Below are 25,238 nucleotides of genomic sequence, written 5' to 3' on the forward strand. Positions count from 1 at the left end.
TCCCCACAATATCCGGGCCAGCTCTCGGGCGGTCAGCAGCAGCGCGTCGCCATCGCCCGCGCATTGTCGATGAACCCCATCGTCATGCTGTTCGACGAGCCGACCTCGGCCCTCGACCCGGAGATGGTCGGCTCGTCGAACAGCATGACGATGGGGTTCATCGACAATGCGCGGGCGATGGCGACGCGCTGCTGCTGACCGCCCGAGAGCTGGCCCGGATATTTGTGCGAATGCGCCGAGAGGCCGACCCGCCCGAGGAGCTTCAGGCCGCGGTCATGGGCATCGTCCTTGGCCCGTCCCAGCACCTTGCACTGGCCGAGCATCAGGTTGTCGATGATCGACAGGTGGGGGAACAGCTCGAAATGCTGGAACACCATGCCGACACGGGCGCGCAGCTTGGGCAGGTTGGTGCCCTTGGCCTGGACGCCGATGCCGTCGACGGTGATCGCCCCCTTCTGGATCGGCTCCAGGGCGTTGACCGTCTTGATGAGGGTGGACTTGCCCGACCCGGAAGGGCCGCACACGACGACCACCTCGCCCTTGGTGACCTGCGTCGTACAGCCGTTGAGGACCTGGACCGGGCCATACCACTTGCTGATGTTGTCGATGGCGATCATCGGCTTCGTCGAAGCCTGGGGATCGATGGCGGACATGACGGATCCTCGAGAGCTTAGCGGATGATGGCGACGCGGCGCTGAAGACGCCGGACGAGGGTCGAGGCGGTGATGCAGATCACCAGGTAGACGGCCGCGGCGAACAGATACATCTCCACGAGACGACCATCGCGCTGGGCCACCTTCGAGGCGGCGCCGAGGAAGTCGGTGAGGGAGATGACGTAGACCAGGGACGTGTCCTGGAAGAGCACGATGGTCTGGGTCAGCAACAGCGGCAGCATGTTGCGGAAGGCCTGCGGCAGGATTACCGTCCGCATGGTCTGGCCGTAGGTCAGGCCGATGGCCTGCGCCGCCGCCGTCTGCCCCTTCGGGATTGCCTGGATGCCCGCGCGCATGATCTCGGAGAAGAACGCCGCCTCGAACAGGGTGAAGGTGACGAGGGCCGAGGTGAAGGCACCCACCGAGATCGGCCGCGACGCGCCCGTCATCCATTGGCCGATATAGGGAACGAGGAAGTAGAACCAGAAGATCACCAGCACGAGCGGCAGCGACCTCATGAAGTTCACGTAGATCTTGGCCGGGAGCGCCAGGGCGGTGATCCCGGAGAGGCGCATCATCGCGATGATGGTGCCGAGGATGATGCCGCCCGAGGCGGCGAGCGCGGTGAGCGTCAGCGTGAACACCATTCCCGTCCCGAACAGGTACGGCAAGGATGAGAGGACGACCCCGAAGTCGAAATCCGTGAACATCGGTCCTCTAGTCCCGTCTGACGGTCGCGAAGGATGGGGAGAGGGAACGCGCCGTCATCAGCGCGAGCCCGGGACGGCGATGCGGGTCTCGAGCTTGCTCGACACCGTCACGACAATCAGGCTGATGCCGAGATAGATGACCGTCGCCGCCGTGAAGGATTCGAAGACCTGCGAGGAGAATTCCTGCATCGAGCGTGCCCGCGCGGTGAGTTCGAGCAGGCCGATGGTGAGCGCCACCGAAGTGTTCTTGAGGTTGTTCAGGAACTCGGAGGTCAGCGGCGGCAGGATCACCCGGTAGGCGTTGGGCAGCAGCACGTAACGATAGGTCTGCCACGTGGTGAGGCCCAGAGCCGTCCCGGCCATGCGCTGGCCGCGCGGCAAGGTCTCGATGCCGGTGCGGACCTGCTCGGCGACGCGGGAGGCCGTGAAGAAGCCGAGGCAGAGGACCGCCGTGTAGAACGACGAATTCGGCAGCTGCTTCAGCCAGGTCCCCCAGGAGCCGGGCAGGATTTCCGGCACCACGTAGAACCAGAGGAACATCTGCACGAGGAGCGGGATGTTGCGGAACAGCTCCACATAGGTGGTGCCGACCCGTTGGGCCCCCCGGCTCGGAAGGGTGCGCAGCACCCCGATGAGCGAGCCGAGGGAGAAGGCGATGATCCAGGAACAGAGCGCCGTGGCGATCGTCCAAGAGAGGCCGGAGAGAAGCATGTCGGCATAGGTGCCGGTGCCTTCCGGCGACGGTTCGAAGAAGATCCGCCAGTTCCAATTGTAATTCATCGCCTGTCGTCTGCTCCGATGCGGCGGCTTAGTAGGCGGCCGGGTCGGCGCTGTCGCTCGGCGACTCGAAGGCCTTCTTCATGGGATCGCTCATGGGAAGGCTGAGGTTGATGCCGCGCGGCGGGATCGGCTTGGTGAACCAGGTCTCGTACAGGGCCTTGCCCTCGGGGCTCTTGTAGAGCTTGGCCGTCGCCTCATCGACCACGGCCTTGAACGGCGCGTCGTCCTTGCGGAGCATGATGCCGTAGGGCTCGGGCTTCGACAGGGCCTCGCTGGAGATCGCGTAGGCACCGGGCTCCTTGGAGCTGGCGGCCAGGGAGGCGAGGAGCACGTCGTCCATCACGAAGGCGGCGGCGCGGCCGGTCTCAACCATGAGGAAGGCTTCGGCGTGATCCTTGGCGGGCAGGATCGTCAGGCCGAGGCCGCGGGCGGTGTTGGCCTCGTTGATCTGGCGGATGTTGGTGGTGCCCGAGGTGGACACGACGGTCTTGCCCTTGAGATCCTCGATCGTGTCGAGCTTGGCCGACTTCTTCGCCACGTAGCGGGTGGCGGTGAGGAAGTGGGTGTTGGTGAAGGCGACCTGCTTCTGGCGGTCGACGTTGTTGGTGGTCGAGCCGCATTCGAGATCGACGGTGCCGTTGGCGATCAGCGGGATGCGGGTGGCGGAGGTGACCGGATTGAGCTTCACCTCGAGCTTCGTCAGCTTCAGGTTGGTCTTCACCGCCTCGGCGATCTTCTTACAGATCTCGAAGGCGTAGCCGACCGGCTTCTGGTCGCCGTCGAGGTAGGAGAACGGGACCGAGGCGTCGCGATAGCCGATGGTGATTTCGCCGGTCTCTTTGATCTTCTTGAGGGTGCCGGTCAGTTCCTGGGCGCCGGCACCGGATGCGCCGAGCGTAATGCCCATTGCCGATGCGAGGACGACCGCCGCCGACAGAGCGGCGGACCTGTGATGACCAAAATGCATGTGAAGGCTGGCTCCCGGAGGGGTTCTCGCCGATCGGACGACCGGCACGTGAGGCTCAACGTAGCAGCGGTCTCGCCCATCGCAATCGGTGAATGAGGCCTCACCGGAGATGTCAACCGCTCGACGAGGTTATAGCAATCGGCGTGCCGCGCGCGCGGCCAACATCCATTTCGGCGAAACAATGCCCCGCATTTGAAATCGTAACGGGTAGGAGAAGATGAGGGGGCACGGACCGAAACAGCACATGAAAAAGGCCCGGCTTTGCAGCCGGGCCTTTTTCAGAACATCTTGAATGATCTTGCGGGATCGGAGCATGGCTCCGATCCCGCCGGCCATCGATGCTTAGAAGTCGCGCTGGACGCGCATACGCACCTGGTAGGTGTCGTCGGCGGTCACGGTACGAACGGCGCCGGAGGCGATGTTCGCGGCGTTGACGGTGCCGCTCGACTGGGTGCGGTCCACGACGCGGCCGTTCTGGACGCCGACCTTGGTGTAGAAGCCCTCGACACCGATATCGAGGTCCTTCACCGGCGACCAGATCAGGCTCGCGCCGGCGACGATCTGGTAGGTGTCACGGAGAACCGGGCTGACGTCGAAAGAGGTCTGGCCGGGAACGCCGGTGAACTGACCAGTCGCACCGGTGGTCTGGAACGCCGCCGCATTGGCGGCGCGAGCGCCACGGGCGAAGGAGAGTTCGCCGTAGCTGCCGAACACGGCCGAACGCCACTCAGGCGACCAGTAGTGCAGGAACGAACCGACCACGGTGAAGCTGGTGGAGGTTTCGATCTTGCCGGTCAGAGGGTTCAGAGTGGCGTCGGACATGAAGGGATCGAAGGCAGCGCCGTTGATGGTGCTGGCAATCGAGGTGTAGCTGCCGTTGTAGGACGAGTAGCCCGTGTAGAGGGTCGCGCCCTCACCGTAGGCTCCCTGCAGGTACAGCGTATCGCCAGGAGCGATGAACGGGGTGTTGATCTTCACGCCACCCTGGACAGCCCAGCCGTACTCGCTGGCGGGAGCCCCAGTCACAGCAGCCCCACCAAGACCGGGAACCGAAGCTATACCGAAGGTCGATCCAACGGGATTCTGGACGTTGATTTCCTTGACTGCAGCCGAGATCTGAGCCGAACCCCAGGCAGCATCGTAGCGCAGCACGCCAACGAAGTCGGGCATGCGGTTACGCTGCGAAACGTCGTAGTTCGAGAACGTATTCGTCGCGCCGACTCCGATGAGGACCGGGGACGGAGCGCCAGTGACGCCAGCCGCACCGAAGGTCTGCGAGTAAACCGTGTTGCGACGGAAGGTCGGGTCTTCGAGCGAGACCGTAGCCGAGAAGCCTTCGCCGAACTTGGCCGAGTAGGCCAGCAGGTTGGTCGACTGGACGTCCGAGTTCAGGGTCGCGCCGGCGAATTCGAAGTCGTGGGCGTAGAAGTCGAAGAACGAGGAGGCGCGACCGGCGGTGAGGCCGGCGAACTGGATGAACGCCTTGTCGGTGTTCACGAACTGCTGGTCGCGACCGACCTGGTCCTGGCCGGTTGCACCGAAGGCGGAGCCGATGCGCTCCTGGGTGCCGGAGCGGAGACCGCCGGTGGCGCCGGTGCGCGAGGCGAACTGGATACGGGTGAAGGCGCGCAGGGTGCCGTAGGCCGTCTGGGTGCGGGCATCGACGTTGATGCGGGCGAGACCGATATAGCCGGTCGTGTCGCCGTTGCCTGAGCCGGAGCGGCTGTCCGTCGGCTGGTAGCCGATGTCGAGGCGGGCGCGGCCCGAGAGACGGATGCAGGTATCCGTTCCGGGGATGTAGAAGAAGCCGGCGCCGTAGGCGGAGCAGACGCGGACGTATTCGATCGGCACGGCCTTCTTCACGGGAAGGTCGGCGGCATGCGCTCCAGCGACCGACGCAAAGGCTGCGGCAGTACCGAGGAGTGAGCTCTTCAAGAGCTTCATTGATATCTCCAAAAGCTTCGAGACCCGAGGGACAGGCAACTTCAACCCGGCATGGACCGGCGTTCGTTTGCCTTTATTTGTTAGCCGGCAGGACTTGAGTGCCCCGTTCCGGCCGTGCCCCGGGGTTTCCCCAGTGCGTATTCACTCTGTGCGAGCGGGTTCCTGCGAGCAACTCGGAATCGCGAATGCCACATCGGTTCTGAACTGCTGTGGCGGCGCTGCAACGTTCGTCAGGCGGCAAACCATGTCATCGCCGGGACCGATTGATGTGCAGAGCGGGGGCTGGGAGAAGAAAACCAATGCATCCTGCGGCGCTATTGAGATCAGTTGTTCCCGCCAGCGCACCCTTTGCTTAGTTTTTGTGCTTCGCACCGTCACCGGACCGTCATGAATCGGACATTGGCCCGGTCCGGCGCCGGCCCACGCACCGGCGCCGGAGGGATGGGTCATTTTCTCGGCGATGGCCGTCAGGCCCCCGGATTGTTGCGCCTCACACGAGACGGAAGGGTCATCGCCTCGAGTTCGAGCAGGTGATCGAGCTGGGTCTCCGTCAGAAGCCCTTCCTCCAGCACGATGTCGGCCACCGGGCGATTCTCCGCCAGGGCGCGCTGGGCCACCCTCGAACACGCCTCGTATCCCAGAGCCGGCACCAGGGCGGTCACGAGGCCGATGGAACCATGGACGAGGGAGCGGCAGCGTTCGCGATCGGCCTCGATCCCTTCGATGCAGCGTTTCGTGAGGGTATCCACCGCCGCGGTGAGCATGCGCAGGGAACTGAGAACGCAGTATCCGATGGTCGGCTCGAAGGCATTGAGCTGGAGTTGCCCTCCCTCGGCGCAGAGGGTCACGGTGAGGTCGTGGCCGATCACCAGGAAAGCGACCTGGTTGACCACTTCCGGGATCACCGGGTTGACCTTGCCCGGCATGATCGAGGAACCGGCCTGGACGGCCGGGAGCCGGATCTCGCCGAAGCCGGTGCGCGGCCCGCTCGAGAGCAGGCGCAAATCGTTGCAGATCTTGGAGAGCTTCACCGCCACGCGCTTCAGCACGCCCGAGAACAGCACGAACGCGCCGAGATCGGACGTCGCCTCGATGAGGTTCGAGGCGAGCACCATCGGGTGCCCGGAGATGCGCGACAGCTCCTCCACCGCCAGGGATGCATAGCGCGGGTCCGCGTTGATGCCGGTGCCGATGGCGGTGGCACCGAGATTGACCTCGCGGAACAGCCCGACGATCTCGTTCAGCCGGGCCACATCCTCCTTCATGGTGGCGTGGAACCCGTCGAATTCCTGGCCGAGGGTCATCGGCACCGCATCCATCAGCTGAGTGCGGCCCATCTTGAGGACATCGGCGAATTCCACGGCCTTGCCCTTGAAGGCGTAGGCGAGGTCGTCGAGAGCCTTGATGAGGGGCTGGGTCGCGAACATCACGGCCAGGCGCAGGGCGGTCGGATAGGCGTCGTTGGTGGATTGGGCCATGTTGACGTCGTCGTTGGGGTGGAGCGCCGCGTAATGCCCCAGCGGGTGCCCCATCAGTTCCAGGGCGACGTTGGCGATGACCTCGTTGGCGTTCATGTTGGTCGACGTGCCGGCCCCGCCCTGGATCGCGTCCACCACGAACGATTCGGCAAAGCGGGGCTCGGTGGCGACGAGGGTGCAGGCGCGGTCGATGGCATCGGCCTTGTCGGCGGAAAGGTAGCCCAGCCGCCGGTTGGCGCGGGCGGCCGCCTGCTTCACCAGGGCGAGGCTTTTGACGAATTCGGGAAAGTGCCCCACCGGCACGCCGGTGATGGGGAAGTTCGCCACGGCGCGCTTGGTGTGGATCCCCCAATAGGCGCCCACCGGCACTTCGCCATAGCCGAGGAGATCGTGCTCGGTCCGCGTCCGCGCGCCCTCCATCTCGACGGTTCGCACGGTGGCGACGGCGATGTTCTCGGCCGGCGCATCGGTGGGCTTCTGCGTGTCCGTCGCCATCGGTCGTCTCCCTCGCGCCACGCTCGCGGCGGCACCGCCGAAGCCACATGCGGCGGCGGAGCCGTCAAGCGCCGTGGGCCGGCAATCCTGACATCGGCTCAGTCCTGAAGCCCGATGACCTGGAAATTCGTTCTCAGCTCATCGGACATGGGGACGTTCAGGCGCTCGCCGTTCGGCAGCCGTTTGAGGAACCAGCGCTCGTAGATCCAGCGCAGCTCGCGCGACTCGGCCAGACGTTCGAAGGCGGCGTTCACGACGCCGGCGAATTGCAGGTCGTCCTTGCGGAACATCAGGCCGTAGGGCTCGAAGGACAGCTTGTCCGCCAGCACGGTGTAGGACGCCCCGTCCGGGCCGGCCGCGGTGATGAGGCCATAGAGCAGGACATCGTCGAGCCCCAGCGCGTCGGCCCGGCCGTCCCTGACCATGGCGAAGGATTCGGCGTGGTCGCGGCCCGTGACGACGGTGGCCGACAGGTTGAGTCGCGCTATCAAAGCTCGCAGGGCCGCCTCGTTGGTGGTGCCGGCGGTGACCGCGACGGTCTTGCCGGAGAGGTCGCGATAGGAGCCGATGGGCGCGCCGCGCTTCACCAGGAGCTTGGTGGCGCTGAAATAGGTGATGGGCGAGAACGCCACGAGCTTGCGGCGCTCCGCATTCGCCGTGGTCGACCCGCATTCGAGGTCGATCTTGCCCGAGGTGACCGCCGCGATCCGGGTCTCCGGGGTGACGGGCTCGTAGCGCACGGTGAGATCGGTGCGGCCGATCTCCTTGCCGATGGCATCGACCACCTCCAGGCAGAGATCGATCGCGTATCCCACCGGATGCCCGGCCGCGTCCTTGAACGAGAAGGGCAGCGAGTTTTCGCGATAGCCGAGGGTGACGGCCCGCGATTCGCCGATCTTCTTCAGCGTGCCGGTGAGAACATCGATGGCGGAAGCGGGCGCGGCGCTCAAGGCGAGCACCAGGGCCCCGGCGGCCACTGCCCTCATGCCTTTCGCGTGCATTGTCCGTGTCCCGTCATGCCATAGGGGTTGCGGTCGGCGGCAAGCGATGCCGCCGGCGGTTCAGGCCGGCTCGGCCAAGGGCGACACGTCCCGGTCGAGGCTCTGGTCGGTCAGTTCCAGCTGCCCCTCCCATTTCGCCACGGCGACGGTTGCGACGCTGTTGCCCAGGACGTTGGTGGCCGAGCGGCCCATGTCGAGGAACTGGTCGATGCCGATGATGAGGAGGAGGCCAGCCTCCGGGATGTGGAAGGTCGAGAGCGTGGCGGAGATCACCACCAGCGAGGCGCGGGGCACGCCGGCCATGCCCTTCGACGTCACCATCAGCAGCAACAGCATGGTCATCTGCTGCCCGAGGGTCAGCGGGATGTTGTAGGCCTGCGCGATGAACATCACCGCGAAGGTGCAGTACATCATCGAGCCGTCGAGATTGAACGAATACCCCATCGGCAGGACGAACGAGGTGATCTTGTTGGGCACGCCGAAGCGCTCGAGGTTCTGCAGGGTCTTCGGATAGGCCGCCTCGCTCGATGCGGTGGAAAAGGCGAGGAGGAACGGCTCCTTGATCAGGTTGAGGAGCCGCCGCATCTGCTTTCCGACCAGCAGGAAGCCGGCGAAGGCCAGCAGGCACCACAGCATGGCGAGGCTGAAGTAGAACTCCACCATGAACTTGCCGTAGGTCACGAGGACGCCGATGCCCTGCGTGGTGATCGTCGCCGCGATGGCCGCGAACACCGCGACGGGGGCGAAACCCATGACGTAGCCGGTGATCTTCAGCATCACGTCGGCGAGGCCCTCGATGCCCTCGGCCAGGAGCTTGCCCTTCTCCCCCAAAGCCGCGAGGGCCACGCCGAAGAAGATGGAGAACACGACGATCTGCAGGATTTCGTTGTTGGCCATCGCCTCCACGGGGCTTTTCGGCACCAGATGGGTGACGAATTCCTTGAGCGAGAGCGACGCGGCCTTGAGGTTGGTGGTGGCGCCGGCATCCGGCAGCGGCAGGTTCAGGGCGTCGCCGGGCCGCAGGATGTTGACCATCACCAGGCCGAGCAGCAGCGAGCACAGGGACGCGCCGACGAACCACAGCATCGCCTTGCCGCCGACGCGGCCGACGGAGGCGGTGTCGCCCATATGCGCGATGCCGACGACGAGGGTCGAGAAGACCAGCGGCGCGATGATCATCTTGATCAGGCGCAGGAACACGTCACTGACGAGGGCGATGTAGCCGGAGATTTCCTTGGACGTCTGAGGGTCCGGCCATGTGATGTTACAGAGATACCCGACCGCGATGCCCAGAAGCATACCGATGAAGATGTAAGTCGTCAGCCTGGACTGCATCGCACTTCCTCACCGGCAGAAACGTTGTCTAGGTCTTGCATGACACATGCCACACTCGACATGCCTCATGCCTTGCACCGTCGCATCGCGAAGTCGTGACGCCCGGTGATCCGATCGACCGGCCCATCACCTCAAATACGGGGTGAGCGCGAACTTTCGGCGGTGCTTCGACCTCGAAGATCAAGTCCTTCGTGATGTCGATCCGAGAGGAGGTTATTCCCTTTTCTTAGCCGCGCAAGCACCCTTCGACGGGACGGGTCCGCAAATCGGCGGGCGCCGCCATGCGGAGCCGAGGCTCCGTCGGATCGATACGGCGGTTCAATGCGGGCGCAGGCCCGACGCGACCCTCGCCGCCCGGCGGATGGCTTCCGGCTGCGGCTCGCCGGCCGGGACGACCCAGCTGCCGCCGACGCAGAGAACCTGCGCGATCTTCAGCCAATCCGGTGCGGTCGCCTCGGTGATCCCGCCGGTGGGGCAGAAGCGGACCTGCCCGAACGGGCCGGTGAGGGCCTTCAGGGCCTTGACGCCCCCGGCCGCTTCGGCGGGAAAGAACTTGAACCGGTCGAGCCCGTGGTCGAGGCCGCGCATGATGTCGGCGGCATTGGCGACCCCCGGCAGGAACGGGATGCCGCGAGCGATGGCGGCCTTCGTTAGCGGGTCGGTGAGACCGGGGCTGACGATGAACTGCGCGCCCGCCTCCATCGCCGCGTCGAGATCCCGCTCGTTGAGCACGGTGCCCGCGCCGACGACGGCCCCCTCCACTTGCGCCATGATGCGGATCACCTCCAGGGCGGCGGGGGTCCGCAGGGTGACCTCCAGGGCCGTCAGGCCGCCATCCACCAGCGCCCTGGCGATCGGCTCGGCATGGGCGGCGTCCTCGATCACGAGGACGGGGATCACGGGAACGGAGCGCATCAGCGCGTCGATGGTGGTCATGAAATCGTCCTCTGGGTCGTGAAAGGGAGACGGTGTCCGTTCGATTGTCCCGGATCGAGGTGTCTCGACAGGCCCCCTCTCCTTCCAGGAGAGGGAACCCGCGCCCTGCTTCCCGTCTCGGAGACACGCGCGAGCCGAGGGGCCGGAAGACCGCCCTGCAATAAGACCGTCCTACAATCCGGCGGCGCTGAGCATCGCGGACGCGCCCTGCTCGGCCCCGTCGGCCCCGTGGCGCATGAAGGCGAAGAGCTCGCGGCCGGTCCCGAAAGCCGGCGGCGGCGGGGTGGCGCCCTCCCGCGCCTCCCATTCCGCCGGGTCGACGAGGGCCTGGAGCGTTCCGTCCTCGGCGCTGAGGCGGACGATGTCCCCGTCGCGCAGCTTGCCCAGCGGACCGCCGCCGAGGGCCTCGGGGCTCAGATGGATCGCCGCCGGTACCTTTCCGGAAGCGCCGGACATGCGCCCGTCGGTGACGAGGGCGACGCGGAAGCCGCGATCCTGCAGGACGCCGAGCTGAGGCGTCAGTTTGTGCAGTTCGGGCATTCCGTTGGCTTTCGGCCCCTGGAAACGCACGACGACGACGACGTCCCGCTCCAGTTCGCCCGCCTTGAAGGCAGCCATGACATCGTCCTGATCGTCGAACACCCGTGCCGGTGCCTCCACCGTCCAGCGCGAGGGATCGACGGCGCTGGTCTTGAAGGTGGCCCGGCCGAGATTGCCCTTCACCAGCCGCATCCCGCCATCCGGCTGGAAGGCGTTGGCGGGGCCGCGCAGGATGCTCTCGTCATGGGAGGAAGCGGGCGCGTCCTCGAACACCAGTGCGTCCTCGATGAGCTTCGGGTCGCGGGCGTGGTCGCGCAGGCGCCCGCCGGCCACGGTGAGGATGTCGTCGTGCAGCAGGCCCGCATCGATCAGGCTGGCGATGACGTAGGACATGCCGCCGGCGGCGTGGAAGTGGTTCACATCCCCGGAGCCATTGGGATAGACCTTGGCCACCTGCGGGATGACCGCCGAGAGCCTGTCGAAATCCTCCCAGTCGACGATGATCCCGGCGGCCCTGGCGATGGCCGGCAGGTGGATGGCGTGGTTGGTTGAGCCGCCGGTGGCCAAGAGGCCGATGATCGCGTTGACGATGGCCTTCTCGTCGACACAGCGCCCGAGGGGCCGGTAATCGTTGCCGGAGGCACCGATCTCCGTGAGCCGGTGGACGGCCGCGCGGGTCACCGCCTGGCGCAGCTTCGTGCCGGGATTGATGAAGGACGCGCCGGGCATGTGCAGGCCCATCACGTCCATCATCATCTGGTTGGAATTGGCGGTGCCGTAGAAGGTGCAGGTTCCCGCCCCGTGATAGGACGCGGATTCCGATTCCAGCAGCTCGTCGCGGCCGACCTTGCCCTCGGCATAGAGCTGGCGGATGCGCTGCTTCTCCTTGTTGGCGAGGCCCGAGGGCATCGGCCCGGCAGGGATCAGGATCTGCGGCAGGTGCCCGAAGCGCAGCGCCCCGATGAGCAGGCCCGGCACGATCTTGTCGCAGATGCCGAGGAGGGCCGCCCCGTCGAACATGCCGTGGCTGAGCCCCACCGCCGTGGAGAGCGCGATGGTGTCGCGCGAGAACAGCGACAGTTCCATGCCGCGCTGGCCTTGGGTGACGCCGTCGCACATGGCCGGCACGCCGCCCGCCACCTGGGCCGTGGCACCGACCTCGCGGGCGAACAGCTTCATCTGCTCCGGGTAGCGGCCATAGGGCTGATGCGCCGACAGCATGTCGTTATAGGCGGTGACGATGCCGATATTCATGCCCCGGCCGGCCTTGATCGCCGGCTTGTCCTCCCCGGAGGCCGCGAAGCCATGGGCGAGGTTGCCGCAATTGAGCATCGGCCGGTGCACGCCGCCGTCGCGTTCGCGGGCGATCAGGTCGAGATAGGCGCGCCGGCTCGCCTTGGAGCGCGTCACCACGCGCTCGGTGACGGCTGCGACTTCCGGGTGAAGCTCGGTCATGGCAGATCCTTCCCTCGCTGATGCGAAGCCACCTGCTGTCAGGAACGTAGAGGGCTCGTCTCGCAGGCGATAGATCGGTCGCCGCGCGGTACGATCAATGACCGGATCGGCTCAGCACGTTTCAGGCCATCGCGGTTCGGTGCGGGCGATGGTGCGGACGGCGGGACTCGAACCCGCACAGCCTTTCAGCCGCAAGATTTTAAGTCTCGTGCGTCTACCGGTTTCGCCACGTCCGCATTGCGGGATCAGCGGTAACGAGGCGAGGCTCCGAGATCAAGGCGCCCAGCCATAGAGCCAGTCGTAGCGGCGGCCCATCCCGGCGGGGCCGAGGCGGCGCATGACGAGGTTGCGGGCAAAACCGACGAGCCCGCCCGCATGGTAGGTCCGGCCGTTGCCGCGCGCGGCCGATTGCACGCGCCGGGTGCGGGGCGCGCGCAGGCCGGCATAGGCCGCCAGCGAGGCCGCCACGTCGTCGGCCCGCAGGGTCAGGGCGAAGACGGCCGCGTCCTCGATGGCCAGCGCCGCCCCCTGCGCGAGGAACGGCAGGACCGGATGGGCCGCGTCGCCGATGAGGGCCACCCGGCCCCGCGCCATGGGCCGCGCGGTCGGCCGGTCGACCAGCGACCAGACCAGCCAGGAATCCGGCGCGGTCAGGAGCTCGGCCAGAACCGGGGTCGCGTCCGGGAACTGCGCGCGCAGGACGGCGGGTTCGCCGAGCTGGCCCCAATCCTCGCTGCCGAGGCGCTCGGGCACCACGGCCACGATGTTGATGCTCCGCCCGCCCTGGATCGGGTAATGCACCACGTGCCGGCGGCGCCCGAGCCACAGGCCGGTCTCGTCGCCCTGCAATTCCGGTGGCGCGGCATCGCGTGGGATCGTGGCGCGCCAGGCGGCCTCGCCGCAGGATCGCAACCGCCGGCCGTCGAAATGACCGCGCAGGGTCGAGCGCACGCCATCGGCCCCCACCACGAGGTCGACGGCCAGCGTCTCGGATCGCGAGCCCTGGCCGCTTTCCAGGGTCAACTCGACGGAGGTGTCCGATTCAGCGAGCCCCCTGACGTCCCGCCCCATCATCAGGCGGATTCCCGGCCGGCTGCGCACGGCATCGAGCAGGAGCGTCTGCAGGTCGGCCCGGTGGATGACGTAATAGGGCGCGCCGTGGCGGCCGCGCAGTTCGGCCCCGAGTTCGACGCCGCCGATCTCGCGCCCCGACCCGAGGGCACGCACCACCACCCGTGGCGGCTCGCTCGCCGCCCGGCGCAGGGCGGCGCCGAGGCCGAGGGAGATCAGCACGCGGCTGGCATTCGGGGAGAGCTGCAGGCCGGCGCCGACCTCGCTGAACCCGGTCCGGCGCTCGACGAGCGTCACCTCATGCCCGGCGGCATCGAGGGCAAGGGCGGCCGTCAGGCCCCCTATGCCCGCGCCGACGATGGCGACGGCGAGGCTGGGGGCGGCGTGAGGGGCTCGGGACCCATGGGAACCGTCGGACACCTGCGGATCTCGCCCTCGCGAATCGTGTGCGATCAGGCGGCCTTCGCGCCGTTGTCGTCCCAGACGGCGGCGGCCGGATCGGCCGTGCCGGCCTTCAGGCCGGGGCGATAGCGGTAGAGCGTCGAGCAATACTGGCAGATGATCTCGTCGTCGGTCCCCATGTCGAGGAAGACGTGCGGATGATCGAAGGGCGGCTTGGCGCCGATGCACATGAACTCCTTGGAGCCCACTTCGATCAGGGCAACTCCGAGGTCGTTATGGAAATGCGGCACCGCCTTGTCAGCCATCGCCCGATCCTGCCTCCGTCCCGCCGGGGCCGAGCCCCGCCCGGGCACCATTGCTCCGTCCGGGCCATTCTCTACCCGCTCGTCGCCCTCAAGCCTAGCGCCGAGGATTCCCCAAGCCCAGCAAAAAGCCCGCCTCGTCGAGGCTTGGCCTCCCGCGCATGCCGCCTTAGAGAGGGATGTCTCTCAGCCGCTCTTACGAAACCACGTTCCCCATGACCCAGAACGAACAGGCCGTCGTCGAAGGCGGTCGCCGCGCGCCTCGGCCGCCGATTCACGGTCCCGAAGGGTTCGAGGGCATGCGCAAGGCCGGCCGCCTCACGGCGGAGGCCCTCGACGTGCTGATGGAGGCCACCGCCCCCGGCGTGACCACGGAGGCGCTGGACCGCCTCGCCTACGAATTCGCCATGGACAACGGCGCCTACCCGGCCTCGCTGCTCTATCGCGGCTACCCGAAGTCGATCTGCACCTCGATCAACCACGTGGTCTGCCACGGCATCCCCAACGACAAGCCCCTGCGCGACGGCGACATCGTCAATCTCGACATCTGCCTCATCGTCGACGGCTGGCACGGCGACAGCAGCCGCATGGCCTATGTCGGCGAAGTGCCGCGCAAGGCGGCACGCCTGTGCGAGATCACCCACGAATGCCTCATGCGGGGCATCGCCGCGATCAAGCCGGGCGGCTCCACCACGGATATCGGCCGTGCGATCCAGGCCTATGCCGAAGCCGAGCGCTGCTCCGTGGTGCGCGATTTCTGCGGGCACGGCCTCGGGCGCATCTATCACGATGCGCCGACCATCCTGCACTATGTCGAGCCGAGCTACGACGTGGCCTTCGAGCCGGGGCAGTTCTTCACGGTCGAGCCCATGATCAATCTCGGCCGCCCGGCGGTGAAGGTGCTCTCCGACGGCTGGACCGCCGTGACGCGGGATCGCTCGCTCTCGGCGCAGTTCGAGCACACGGTGGCGGTGACGGAGACGGGGGTCGAGGTCTTCACCTTCTCGCCCAAGGGCCTGCATCAGCCGATCGCCCCCTCCGCCTGACGATGCCGGGATCCGGAGGCAAGACGATGCCGCGCCTCCCCCTCGAAGCGCCCGCCGGCGAGGCGGCCTCGGACGCTCCCCATTATCTCGGGCACCGCGACCGGCTGCGGGCGCGCTTCGCCCAGGCCGGGGCGGATGCCCTGCCGGATTACGAACTCCTCGAACTCGTCCTCTTCCGCGCCATCCCGCGACGGGACGTGAAGCCCCTGGCCAAGGCCCTGATCCGCCGCTTCGGCAGTTTCGCCGAAGTGGTGAGCGCGGAGCCGAACCGCCTCGCGGAGGTGGAGGGCGTGAGCCAGGGCGTCGTCGCCGATCTCAAGCTCATCGAGGCGGCGGGCCATCGCCTGGCGCGGGGCGCCATCGCCGCGCGGCCCCTGCTCTCCTCCTGGGCGGCGCTCCTCGAATATTGCCGCGCCACCATGGCGTTCTCGCCGCGCGAGCAGTTCCGCGTGCTGTTCCTGGACAAGCGCAACCACCTCATCGCCGACGAGGTCCAGGGCCGCGGCACCGTCGATCACACCCCGGTCTATCCGAGGGAGGTGGCCCGCCGCGCCCTCGAACTCTCGGCCACCGCCATCATCCTCGCGCACAACCACCCGTCCGGCGATCCGACGCCCTCCGCGGCCGACATCAGGATGACGCGGGAGATCGTGGCGATCCTCGACCCGCTGGGGATCGTCGTCCACGACCACGTCATCCTCGGCCGGGATGGACACGCGAGCCTGAAGGGGTTGAAGCTGATGTGAACGTGCTACTCTGACGATCGATCGTGGCGGATCGTGCGCTCCGCGTCGATCGGACGACACCATCGGTCTGCTGCGAAGCGCACATCGTCCCGGTGGCGCGCCTCTTGCGAAGATGCCGGGATAAAAGGGGAGGCGCGAATGGCGCTCGCTGCGTTCGACGAAATGAATGGGATACCGGGAGCCGCCCTGGGCGATGCCTCGGTTCGCGAAGCCTATGACAGCCTGAGATCGTGGCTCGAGACGACGCCGCCCGAGCACTTCAACACGCGGCGCAGCCAGGCCGAGATGCTCTTCCGGCGCATCGGCATCACCTTCGCCGTCTACGGCGCCAACGAATCCACCGAACGGCTGATCCCCTTCGACATCATCCCACGGGTGATCACGAAGCCGGAATGGAGCTTCCTCGAGCGGGGGCTGAAGCAGCGCGTCACCGCGATCAATGCCTTCCTCAACGACATCTATGGCGCCCAGGAATGCATCAAGGCCGGAATCATTCCAGCCGATCTGGTCTATCGCAACCCGCATTACCGGATGGAGATGCGGGCCTTCAAAGTCCCGCACGACCTCTACGTCCACATCGCGGGCATCGACATCGTCCGCACCGGCGAGAACGACTTCTTCGTGCTGGAGGACAATGCCCGCACGCCGTCCGGCGTCTCCTACATGCTGGAGAACCGGGAAGTGATGCTGCGGCTCTTCCCCGAACTGTTCTCGCGCCATCGCGTGGCGCCGGTGGAGAACTATCCCGACGCGCTCCTGGCCACCCTGCGCAGCCTCGCCCCGCAGACGGCGACGCGCGACCCCTCCGTCGTGCTGCTCACTCCGGGACGCTACAATTCCGCGTTCTACGAACACTCGTTCCTGGCCGACAAGCTCGGCGTCGATCTGGTGGAGGCCTCCGATCTCTTCACCAAGGACGACGTGGTCTACATGCGCACCACGGAAGGCCCGCGCCGGGTCGACGTGATCTATCGCCGCCTCGACGACGACTTCCTCGATCCCCTGGTGTTCCGGCCCGATTCGGTGCTCGGCGTGCCCGGCCTGATGAACGCCTACGAGCGCGGGACGGTGACCCTCGCCAACGCGGTCGGCACCGGCATCGCGGACGACAAGGCCGTCTACAGCTACATGCCGGAGATCGTGAAGTTCTTCACCGGCGAGGAGCCGATCCTGCACAACGTGCCGACCTATCGCTGCCGCGAGAAGGAGGCCTTCTCCTACGTGATGGACAACCTCGCCGACCTCGTCGTGAAGGAAGTCAACGGATCGGGCGGCTACGGCATGCTGGTGGGCCCGCACGCCACCAAGCGGGAGATCGAGGATTTCAGCCGCAAGCTGCGCCACGCGCCGGACGGGTTCATCGCCCAACCGACCCTGGCGCTGTCCACCTGCCCGACCTTCGTCGCGTCCGGCGTCGCGCCGCGCCACGTCGATCTGCGGCCCTTCGTGCTATGCGGCTCCGACGAGATCCGGATCGTTCCGGGCGGCCTGACCCGCGTCGCCCTCAAGGAAGGGTCGCTCGTCGTCAATTCCAGCCAGGGCGGGGGCACCAAGGATACCTGGGTGCTGGACGCCTGACGCTACGCCAAAGCCCACCCCGGAAGCGGGGTGGATCGTTTTCTCGCCCATCGCCTTAACGGAAGCCCATGCTGTCCCGGACCGCCGACAATCTGTACTGGCTCTCGCGCTACGCCGAGCGGGCCGAGTTCGTCGCCCGCATCCTCGATGCGGCCCATCGGCTCGCCGCCCTCCCCTCGAGCTATGGTGGCGGCGAGACCAACGAGTGGGCGTCGGCCCTGGCCTCCGCGGGCGACCCGGAGGTGTTCAAGCCGCTCTATGACAGCGTCAACGAAGCGACGGTGTGCAACTTCCTGGCCTTCTCGCCCCACAACCCGTCCTCGATCCGCTCCTGCATCGAGACCGCGCGCGAGAATGCCCGCTCCGTCCGCACCGCCCTGACCACGGAGATGTGGGACGCGATCAACGGTGCCTGGCTCGAACTGCGCAACTACGAAGGCCGCGATCTCAATCGCGACGAGTTCAGCCGCTTCCTCGAATGGGTCAAGGGCGTGTCCCTCGCCTTCGACGGCTCGGCCTACCGCACCATGCTGCGCAACGACGCCTACTGGTTCACGCGGCTCGGCACCGCCATCGAGCGGGCCGACAACACCGCCCGCATCCTCGACGTGAAGTATCGCATCCTTCTGCCGGCCACGGAGAAGGTCGGCGGCAGCCTCGATTATTTCCAGTGGACCACGATCCTGCGCGAGGTCTCGGCCTTCAACGCCTATCACTGGGTCTATCGCGAGAGCGTGAAGCCGCTGCTGGTCGCCGACCTGCTGATCCTCAACCGGCAGATGCCGCGCTCCCTGACCAATTGTTACGGCATGCTGGTGGAGCATCTCGATCTCATCGCCGACGCCTATGGCCGCCGCGGCGCGAGCCAGCGCCTGGCGAGCAACACCCTCGCACGCCTGGAAGGCGAGAACATCGACCGGGTGTTCCGATCGGGTCTGCACGAGTTCGTGACGGCCTTCATCGTCGAGAACAATCGTCTCGGCGCGGCGGTCATCGAGCAATATCTGGTGTAGGGTTCCGTCGAATCCCGAGTTCTACAAGAGACGTCCATGCGCATCCGCGTCTTCCATGAGACCAACTACACCTACGAGCAGCCGGCACGGGGTCTCATCCAGCTCCTCCGCCTTCGACCGCGCGACCATGACGGGCAATATGTCCGCCGCTGGCGGATCGAGCCCTCGGTGGATGGGCGGATCAGCGAGCGCGAGGACGGGTTCGGCAACGTCACCCACTGGTTCACGGCCGACGAGCCGGCCGACGCCCTGACGATCCGGGTGACCGGCGAAGTCGACACCAACGAGATGCACGGCATCGTCCGCGGCACCGTGGAACGCCTGCCCGACGTGTTCTATCTGCGCGATTCCGATCTCGCGACGGCCAATGGCGAGCTTCAGACTTTCGCCAAGAGCGTGGTCGACGAGGGTGATTCCTCGGTTCTCCCCTGCCTTCACCGTCTCCTCGCCGCCGTCTTCGACACGGTCGCCTTCGAGCCGGGTCCGGCCAGCGCCAGCACCACCGCCGCGCAATCCTTCGCCGCCGGAAAGGGCGTCTGCCAGGATCTTGCCCATATTTTCATCGCCGCAGCGCGGCATCTGGAGATTCCCGCCCGCTACGTCTCCGGTTATTTCTTCCACGCCGACAGCGAGGAGGACCAGGGATCGGGGCATGCTTGGGCGGAAGCTCTGGTGCCCGGTCTGGGATGGGTCGGTTTCGACCCGGCCAATGGTATCGCTACGACGGAGGCGCATATCCGCGTCGCCATCGGGCTGGATTATTTAGGTGCGGCCCCGATCAGAGGCAGCCGGATGGGTGGCGGGACTGAAACACTCGAAGTAAAGCTTCGCGTCGAACAGGCTCAGGCCGCCGTCCAGGTCTAGCCCGTCACAGCATCAAGAATGGCCTGAGAGTCTCGGGCCATCAGGGGTATCGGTATCATGACCTATTGCGTCGGGCTCCTTGTCGAGGAAGGGCTCGTGATGGTTGCCGATACCCGCACCAATGCGGGCCTCGACGACATCTCGACCTACCGCAAGCTGCATCACTTCAACGTCCCCGGCGAGCGCGTGATGATGCTGGCATCGGCCGGCAACCTCTCCGTGACCCAATCGGTGCTCAGCATGCTCGCCGAGGGCGTTGCCGGCGACGACGGCGAGCCGACGCTGAAGCTCACTGAAACCACGACGATGTTCCAGGCCGCGCAGCTCATCGGCAAGGCGATCCGTCGTGTCCGCGCCATCGAGAAGGCCGGGTTCGAGGCGGCCAATCTCCGGTTCTCGATCTCGCTGCTGTTCGGCGGTCAGATCGGCAACGAGCCCATGCGCCTGTTCCTGATCTATTCGGCGGGCAATTTCATCGAGTGCAGCACCGATGCGCCGTTCCTGCAGATCGGTGAGCACAAATACGGCAAACCCATCCTCGATCGGGCCGTGAAGTTCGAGACCGACCTCTACGATGCCCTGAAAGTGAGCCTCGTCTCCATGGATTCCACCATGCGGTCGAATCTCGGCGTGGGTTTGCCCATCGACATCGCCGTGGCCCGTCGCAATGCGCTCGACCTCGAAGTGAGCCATCGGATCGAGGCGGGAGAATCCTACTTCCACGATCTGCGCGAGCGCTGGTCCGCGGCCCTGCGCGCAGCGCACCGGGCCATCCCACGCCCCCCTTACGGCCCCGCTGGGCACTGAGCCGATTCCATTCGTTCAGCCCCTGGGAATCAGCCGGTTCCAAGACGCGGAACCGGCGAATTCCTGTGCGAGGCCCGCTCAGTTCCGGGTCTCCCAGGCATCGAGATAGGCGCCCACCACCGCTCGTGAATCCACCGCCCCCATGACCCCGCCCATGACGGCGATCCCGGAAAACCCGGCGTCGCGGCAGGCTCCCGCATTCGCCGGAGTGACGCCTCCGAGGGCGAAGACCGGAATTGTGGGTCTGGGACCGCGCTTGAGGACGTCCGGGCCGAGCGCCGGCCCATATCCCGGCTTGCTCAGGGTCGCGAAGATGGGGCTGAGGGTGGCGTAATCCACGCCCGCTTGGGCGGCCCGGATCACCTCCACGGGTGAATGGGCCGAGATTCCGAGAAGGCATCCGGGCGGAAGATCCCGCCGTGCCGCCGCGATGTCCGGGGGCATCGCCCCTCCGCCGAGATGGACTCCATCGGCACCGATGGCGCGGGCGAGGGCCACATCTCCCCCGACGATGAGCCTTGCCCCCACCTCCCGCACCGGCCCCATCAGCTCTTCGGCGAGGACACGGCGCGAGACTGCGTCGAGGTCGCGGTCCCTGAACCAGATCCAGCGGGCGCCGCCCGCCAGCGCCGCCTCGATCCTCTCGACCAAGCCCATCGGGCTTCCGGCCCGGTCGGTGACCAGAAGCAGCCCCGATGGGTTACGCATCACGAACCGACGAGTCCGAGCTGCGGGCTCGACGGTTCGGCGCGTCCCCGTTTAGGGATGCGTCCGGCGAGATGGGCGAGCCGGCCGGCTTCGACGGCGTGGCGCATGGCGCGGGCCATGCGGACGGGGTCGTCGGCCTTGGCGACGGCAGTGTTGAGGAGGCAGCCGGCGGCGCCGAGTTCCATGGCCACGACGGCATCGGAGGCGGTGCCGATCCCCGCATCCACGATGACCGGCACGCTGGCGCGGCGGCAGATCAATTCGAGATTGGCGGGGTTGGCGACCCCCATCCCCGACCCGATGAGCGACCCCATCGGCATCACCGCGGCGCAACCGATATCGGCGAGCCGCTGGCACACGACGGGATCGTCGTTGCAATAGGGCAGCACGACGAACCCGTCATCGACGAGGTGGCGACAGGCTTCCAGCAACTCGGCCACGTCCGGATAGAGCGTTTCGCGGTCGCCGATGACCTCGACCTTGATCCAGTTGGTGTCGAGCGCCTCGCGGGCCAGTTCGGCCGTCATGATCGCGTCGCGGGCGGTCTCGCAGCCGGCGGTGTTGGGCAGGAAGCGATACCCCTTCAGGCGCCGCACCGTATCCGAGCCATGGCCCTGGAGGGAGACCCGGCGGATCGAGGCGGTGACGACCTCCGCCCCGGAGGCTTCCACCGCATCGACCATGATGCTCTGCGTGGGATATCCCGCCGTGCCGATGAAGAGGCGGGAGCCCAAGCTCACGCCGGCGATGACCAGCGCGTCGTCGGCAGCGGCTTCGATCGTGTGTCCGTTCATGATCCCGATCCCTCGACTATCCGCCCTGCATGGCGCGCACGATCTCGACCTTGTCGCCCTCGGCGACAGGGGTCGTCTCCCAGTCGCGACGGCGGATGACGGTGCCGTTCAGCGCGATGGCGATGCCCTGCGGGCTCTCGATCCCCGTCTCCTCTGCCTCGACTTGGAAGAGGGTCGACAGGTCCGCCGCCTCGACCTCGCGCGGGTGCCCATTGATGGTGAGCCTCATGCGAAAGCCCTCCTCTCGGCTCGCGCAGGCCGCCGAAACCGGGCGAGGCCGAAGCCGCGCGCGAAATCGGGCAGCGCGCCGGTGGTGAGAAGGGCGCAGACGGCGTCGGCCGTGGCCGGAGCCAGGAGGTATCCGTTGCGGTGATGGCCGGTGGCCGCCACGAGGCCGGGTGCCAGCGTGTCGATGATCGGCGCATCGTCGTCGGACGTCGGCCGGAACCCGCTCCAGACCGCCTCGACTTCCATCTCCTCGATGCCGGGCAAGACACGTCGCGCCCCTTCGAGGAGCGCGTAGAGACCGCCGGCGGTGACGCCGGGAACGAAGCCGCAATCCTCCACCGTGGCCCCCACGATGAGATGGCCATCGGCCTTCGGGGCCATGTGGACCTGCTCGGTCCACACCATGTGCGAGAGGTTGCCCGTCCGGGCCGTGGTCTTCAGCGCCAGCGACTGGCCGCGGATCGGCCGAACCGGCAGGGCGAGGTCCTCCGGCAGGAGTCCGGCCTCCCCGCTCCATGCGCCCGCCGCGAGAATCACGGTCCCGGCCGATGCGGTTCCGCGCGGCGTCGCGACGCCACGGACGCGGCCCCCCTCCCAATCCAGCGCTTCCGCCGGACATCGCTCGACGATGGTCACTCCGGCCGCCTGGGCCGCGCGGGTGAGCGCCGCCATGACGAGGGGCGGGTCGACCTGATGATCCTCCGCGCAGAACAAGCCGGCGGTGACCGAAGGACGAAGGGCCGGCTCGCGGGCACGGACTTCCGTCCCCGACAGCCAGCGCGCCGTGAGGCCGGAGCGGATCTGAAGATCGTGCCGAAAGCGCAGGCGGTCCACCTCGTCTCGGCCGATGGCGAGGACGAGGGTCCCCTCCTCCCGGTAATCGATGCCGATACCGGAGGCGGCCTGGAGTTCGTCGCGAAAGCCCGGCCAGCGCGCCAAGCTCTCGAGGGCCAGGGGAAGCAGCGGATCGGAGCCCGGCTCGTGTTCCGCCGCGGGCGCGAGCATCCCCGTGGCCGCGAGACTCGCCCCGGCGCCCACGGTGTCGCGTTCGATCACCGTGACGGTGAGACCCGCCCGAGCCAGGCGCCAGGCCGCGGAAAGGCCGATCAGACCGGCGCCGACGATCACGACGTCGCTTCGCGCGGGCAGAGCGTTACCGTCGATGACGAGACCGGTGGACCGGCGCGACAGGATGGTCGGGGTGGCTGAGACGTCCAAAGGCAACCTCCGCGATGATCCGCAGAGATTGGTGTCCTTCAGCTTCCGATCCGAAGCATGCCGGGTTTCTTGACAGAAGAACCCGCGGTCCAATCCCTACGCCGGTATGAGCCGGTTCAGGTTCGAAGGATTTCCGCGCCGCGCGACCTCGAGGTCCACGCTCATCGGTTTCTCAGCCCCTTGACGGGGATCTCCCTGGAACACCCCTGATGTGGGCAAGGAGCACGCTCCGGTCAATCCCCGCCGACGCCGTTTGATATGCCAGCCGGTGTCAGAGTGCCGCCGGTGTCCGCCCCGGCCGGTAGACGCCCATCGATTCGGCGAACCCGTCGAGCGCGTGCTCGCCGAGGGATTCCGATTCGTCCCAGAGGAAATCGACGAAGGGCTTCGACATGAGGAGCGGTTCGCCGAGGATCTTGTTCAGGCGCGCGAGGCGGCTCGCCAGATTCACGTCGCGGCCGATGACGGTGAAGTCGAGGCGCGCGCCGGACCCGACATTGCCGTAGGCCGCCTCCCCGTGGTGGAGCGCGATGCCGGCAACGACCGGCTGCGCGAAACGCCCGATGGCATTCGCCTCGTCGAGGGCGGAGAGGGCGGAACGGGCGGCGATGAGCGCGCCCTTGGCGGCCCCGCCGAGATCGTCGCCGCGCTCGCGGAAGATCGCCAGCAGCCCGTCGCCGAGATATTTCAGAACCTCGCCGCCTTCCCGCTCCACCGCCGGCACCAGGCAATCGAAGAAGATGTTGAGGAGGTCGACGGCCTCCTCGGGCGTCATGTCGGCGGAGATCTGGGTGTAGTCTCGCATATCGGCGAACAGGATGGCCGAGCGGATGCGCTTGACCTGCCCGCGACGGATGTCGCCGGACAGGATCGCCCGGTGCGGCTCGTCGCCCACATAGATGCGCAGGACCTGATCCAGCGTCTTGTTGACGATCCGCATCTCCATCACCGCAGCCAGGGTCGGCATGACGAACCGGAGTATGGCGATGTCCTCGTCCCGGAATCCGTCCGGGGCGCGGGTCGCGAAGGTGATGCCGTTGCGCGAGCCGTTGGTGAAGAACAGCGGCGCCACGATGTAATGCGTGTAGCCCCCGGCCTTGAGATCGCCGATGATCGAGTATCGCAGATCATCCGCGTCGTTCAGGTCGACCATCAGCCATTCGCCGGTCTCGTGGACGGTGAAGAACGGACTGTCGTGATAGGCCTTGTCGGACGCTTCCCCGTGCGGAAACAGGCGCACGGTCGATCCGCTCTCGGGGGTCCAGAATCGACCGACCCCGGAATACTCGGAATGAAGCGTGTCGATGGCGGTGGATGCCCGGTCGACGGGAACGCCGAGGGCGATCAGCCGCTCGGACATCCCCGCCAGGAGGTCGTCCGCCTGCGGCAGGCGCGCCCCTTCGATCAGGAGCCAGTCCCTCAGGGCAACGCATTCCTGCAGGGACCCGAACGGCACGTCGTTCGCCTCCGACCCATCCGCTTCGGCAGTCGGCGAGGGATGAGGCGGGCCAAGATCGAGCATGTTGCCAAAGTGGGTCGGAGGGGGCGGGGCGGCAACGGGTGCCGCCACGTTCGTCACCAGGTCCGACAGTCAATATCGTCCCATTGGTGCCATGATAAGGTGAAAATGACCAATACCGGCTCATCATGACGCCGAGATTCTACTCCCGTCATCGGAACCACCCATGCCTATCGCACCCCGTGCCGTCGCCCTCGTGATCGCCATGGCGCTTGCCGGGGCCGCGCAGGCCGGCCCCCTCCTGCTTCCCGCCGCCAACACACCCGTGCAGGCTCCCCCCGCATCGCGGGACGAAGCCGGCATTCCGACGACGTCGAGCTTTTCGGAGTCCAACGAAGCCAGCAGCCGGCGTCAGACGGTCTTCAATGAGCGGATCGCCCGTCGCGGGGAACGGGCCATCGCCTCTCTCTGCACGGGTTGCAGGACGGATGGGTCTCGACAGAAGCAGCGCGTCGCCGGGCGCGTGACCCCCGTGGCGGGCGCCGTCATGCCCGACGCCGAAAGCATCTATTCGCGCAAGAGCGGCTTCGATCCGGCCCGGGCAGGGAACCATTGAGGGATCGGGGGCGACGTGTAGCCTCCCCTGGCGTGAAGACGTGACCTGAAACGACAATGGCGCACCCTTCGGTGCGCCATTGTCGTTTCCGA

The 25,238-nt window shown here is 66.9% G+C and carries 23 protein-coding genes, 1 tRNA gene, 2 pseudogenes and 1 riboswitch; of the genes and pseudogenes, 8 read left to right on the forward strand and 18 right to left on the reverse strand.

Annotation, left to right across the window (positions count from 1 at the left end; translation table 11 throughout):
• Window positions 1-129: pseudogene (locus MBTS_RS07540) on the forward strand (ATP-binding cassette domain-containing protein); the annotation flags it as partial.
• Here the strand turns inward: MBTS_RS07540 and MBTS_RS07545 are convergent.
• The 13 genes and pseudogenes from MBTS_RS07545 to MBTS_RS07605 all read right to left on the reverse strand — a co-directional run.
• A pseudogene (locus MBTS_RS07545) lies at window positions 122-617 on the reverse strand (amino acid ABC transporter ATP-binding protein); the annotation flags it as partial. The pseudogenes MBTS_RS07540 and MBTS_RS07545 overlap by 8 nt on opposite strands.
• A 53-nt stretch (window positions 618-670) precedes the next feature.
• Window positions 671-1,363, reverse strand: coding sequence for an amino acid ABC transporter permease (locus MBTS_RS07550; RefSeq protein ID WP_018044823.1), 693 nt, complete (start codon window positions 1,361-1,363; stop codon window positions 671-673).
• Between the two features lie 57 nt (window positions 1,364-1,420).
• Window positions 1,421-2,143 carry an amino acid ABC transporter permease gene (locus tag MBTS_RS07555; RefSeq protein ID WP_056148160.1) on the reverse strand — a complete coding sequence of 241 codons (723 nt, stop codon included), beginning with the start codon at window positions 2,141-2,143 and terminating at the stop codon, window positions 1,421-1,423.
• 28 nt (window positions 2,144-2,171) lie between these two features.
• Entirely contained in the window at window positions 2,172-3,050 is an 879-nt protein-coding gene (locus tag MBTS_RS07560) for an amino acid ABC transporter substrate-binding protein (protein WP_056148817.1), read from the reverse strand.
• A gap of 402 nt (window positions 3,051-3,452) precedes the next feature.
• The gene (locus MBTS_RS07565; RefSeq protein WP_056148157.1) at window positions 3,453-5,054 is read right to left on the reverse strand and encodes a porin; all 1,602 of its coding nucleotides are present in this window, start codon (window positions 5,052-5,054) and stop codon (window positions 3,453-3,455) included.
• 467 nt (window positions 5,055-5,521) lie between these two features.
• Window positions 5,522-7,027 (reverse strand): aspartate ammonia-lyase, encoded by a 1,506-nt coding sequence (locus tag MBTS_RS07570; protein ID WP_192215342.1) that lies wholly within the window; start codon window positions 7,025-7,027, stop codon window positions 5,522-5,524.
• Between the two features lie 98 nt (window positions 7,028-7,125).
• A complete protein-coding gene (locus MBTS_RS07575) occupies window positions 7,126-8,013 on the reverse strand; it encodes an amino acid ABC transporter substrate-binding protein (RefSeq protein WP_238253994.1) in 888 nt (295 codons plus the stop codon).
• A gap of 75 nt (window positions 8,014-8,088) precedes the next feature.
• Window positions 8,089-9,363: a dicarboxylate/amino acid:cation symporter gene (locus tag MBTS_RS07580; protein ID WP_018044829.1), complete on the reverse strand. Its 1,275-nt coding sequence runs from the start codon at window positions 9,361-9,363 to the stop codon at window positions 8,089-8,091.
• A 318-nt stretch (window positions 9,364-9,681) separates the two neighbouring features.
• Window positions 9,682-10,299: a bifunctional 4-hydroxy-2-oxoglutarate aldolase/2-dehydro-3-deoxy-phosphogluconate aldolase gene (gene eda, locus MBTS_RS07585; protein ID WP_147829467.1), complete on the reverse strand. Its 618-nt coding sequence runs from the start codon at window positions 10,297-10,299 to the stop codon at window positions 9,682-9,684.
• 171 nt (window positions 10,300-10,470) lie between these two features.
• The gene (gene edd / locus MBTS_RS07590) at window positions 10,471-12,294 is read right to left on the reverse strand and encodes a phosphogluconate dehydratase (protein WP_192215343.1); all 1,824 of its coding nucleotides are present in this window, start codon (window positions 12,292-12,294) and stop codon (window positions 10,471-10,473) included.
• Between the two features lie 149 nt (window positions 12,295-12,443).
• A tRNA-Leu gene (locus MBTS_RS07595) sits at window positions 12,444-12,530 on the reverse strand.
• A 37-nt stretch (window positions 12,531-12,567) separates the two neighbouring features.
• Window positions 12,568-13,785 (reverse strand): FAD-dependent monooxygenase, encoded by a 1,218-nt coding sequence (locus MBTS_RS07600; RefSeq protein ID WP_056148145.1) that lies wholly within the window; start codon window positions 13,783-13,785, stop codon window positions 12,568-12,570.
• 32 nt (window positions 13,786-13,817) lie between these two features.
• Window positions 13,818-14,072, reverse strand: coding sequence for a zinc-finger domain-containing protein (locus tag MBTS_RS07605; RefSeq protein WP_018044833.1), 255 nt, complete (start codon window positions 14,070-14,072; stop codon window positions 13,818-13,820).
• 212 nt (window positions 14,073-14,284) lie between these two features.
• Here MBTS_RS07605 and map point away from each other — a divergent pair, with 212 nt between their 5' ends.
• The 6 genes from map to MBTS_RS07635 all read left to right on the forward strand — a co-directional run bounded on the left by map (window position 14,285) and on the right by MBTS_RS07635 (window position 20,123).
• Window positions 14,285-15,115: a type I methionyl aminopeptidase gene (gene map, locus MBTS_RS07610; RefSeq protein WP_018044834.1), complete on the forward strand. Its 831-nt coding sequence runs from the start codon at window positions 14,285-14,287 to the stop codon at window positions 15,113-15,115.
• A gap of 26 nt (window positions 15,116-15,141) precedes the next feature.
• Window positions 15,142-15,861: a RadC family protein gene (gene radC / locus MBTS_RS07615; RefSeq protein ID WP_238253992.1), complete on the forward strand. Its 720-nt coding sequence runs from the start codon at window positions 15,142-15,144 to the stop codon at window positions 15,859-15,861.
• A 138-nt stretch (window positions 15,862-15,999) separates the two neighbouring features.
• A complete protein-coding gene (locus MBTS_RS07620; protein WP_192215345.1) occupies window positions 16,000-17,439 on the forward strand; it encodes a circularly permuted type 2 ATP-grasp protein in 1,440 nt (479 codons plus the stop codon).
• A 68-nt stretch (window positions 17,440-17,507) separates the two neighbouring features.
• Window positions 17,508-18,452 (forward strand): alpha-E domain-containing protein, encoded by a 945-nt coding sequence (locus tag MBTS_RS07625; protein WP_018044837.1) that lies wholly within the window; start codon window positions 17,508-17,510, stop codon window positions 18,450-18,452.
• 36 nt (window positions 18,453-18,488) lie between these two features.
• On the forward strand, window positions 18,489-19,316 hold the full coding sequence (locus tag MBTS_RS07630) for a transglutaminase family protein (protein ID WP_192215346.1): 828 nt from the start codon (window positions 18,489-18,491) through the stop codon (window positions 19,314-19,316).
• A gap of 57 nt (window positions 19,317-19,373) precedes the next feature.
• Window positions 19,374-20,123 carry a proteasome-type protease gene (locus MBTS_RS07635; protein ID WP_018044839.1) on the forward strand — a complete coding sequence of 250 codons (750 nt, stop codon included), beginning with the start codon at window positions 19,374-19,376 and terminating at the stop codon, window positions 20,121-20,123.
• A 78-nt stretch (window positions 20,124-20,201) separates the two neighbouring features.
• Here the strand turns inward: MBTS_RS07635 and MBTS_RS07640 are convergent, their stop codons facing one another.
• The 5 genes from MBTS_RS07640 to MBTS_RS07660 form a co-directional block, all read right to left on the reverse strand.
• Entirely contained in the window at window positions 20,202-20,831 is a 630-nt protein-coding gene (locus tag MBTS_RS07640; RefSeq protein ID WP_192215347.1) for a thiamine phosphate synthase, read from the reverse strand.
• Window positions 20,831-21,625 carry a thiazole synthase gene (thiG, locus tag MBTS_RS07645; RefSeq protein WP_018044841.1) on the reverse strand — a complete coding sequence of 265 codons (795 nt, stop codon included), beginning with the start codon at window positions 21,623-21,625 and terminating at the stop codon, window positions 20,831-20,833. The genes MBTS_RS07640 and thiG overlap by 1 nt, the downstream gene beginning before the upstream one ends.
• Before the next feature lie 16 nt (window positions 21,626-21,641).
• The gene (thiS, locus tag MBTS_RS07650) at window positions 21,642-21,854 is read right to left on the reverse strand and encodes a sulfur carrier protein ThiS (RefSeq protein ID WP_056148134.1); all 213 of its coding nucleotides are present in this window, start codon (window positions 21,852-21,854) and stop codon (window positions 21,642-21,644) included.
• On the reverse strand, window positions 21,851-23,077 hold the full coding sequence (gene thiO, locus MBTS_RS07655; RefSeq protein WP_373321297.1) for a glycine oxidase ThiO: 1,227 nt from the start codon (window positions 23,075-23,077) through the stop codon (window positions 21,851-21,853). Before thiO ends, thiS begins: the two co-directional genes overlap by 4 nt.
• Before the next feature lie 69 nt (window positions 23,078-23,146).
• Window positions 23,147-23,277, reverse strand: a riboswitch (TPP riboswitch).
• Window positions 23,278-23,342: 65 nt separating this feature from the next.
• Entirely contained in the window at window positions 23,343-24,593 is a 1,251-nt protein-coding gene (locus MBTS_RS07660) for an adenylate/guanylate cyclase domain-containing protein (protein WP_056148131.1), read from the reverse strand.
• A 163-nt stretch (window positions 24,594-24,756) separates the two neighbouring features.
• On the opposite strand from MBTS_RS07660, the gene MBTS_RS07665 reads away from it, so the two are divergent.
• Window positions 24,757-25,146, forward strand: a complete 390-nt coding sequence (locus MBTS_RS07665) for a hypothetical protein (protein ID WP_192215349.1) — start codon at window positions 24,757-24,759, stop codon at window positions 25,144-25,146.
• Window positions 25,147-25,238: the final 92 nt, after the last annotated feature.

The sequence above is a fragment of the Methylobacterium bullatum genome (assembly GCF_014845095.1).
GTDB lineage: Bacteria > Pseudomonadota > Alphaproteobacteria > Rhizobiales > Beijerinckiaceae > Methylobacterium > Methylobacterium bullatum.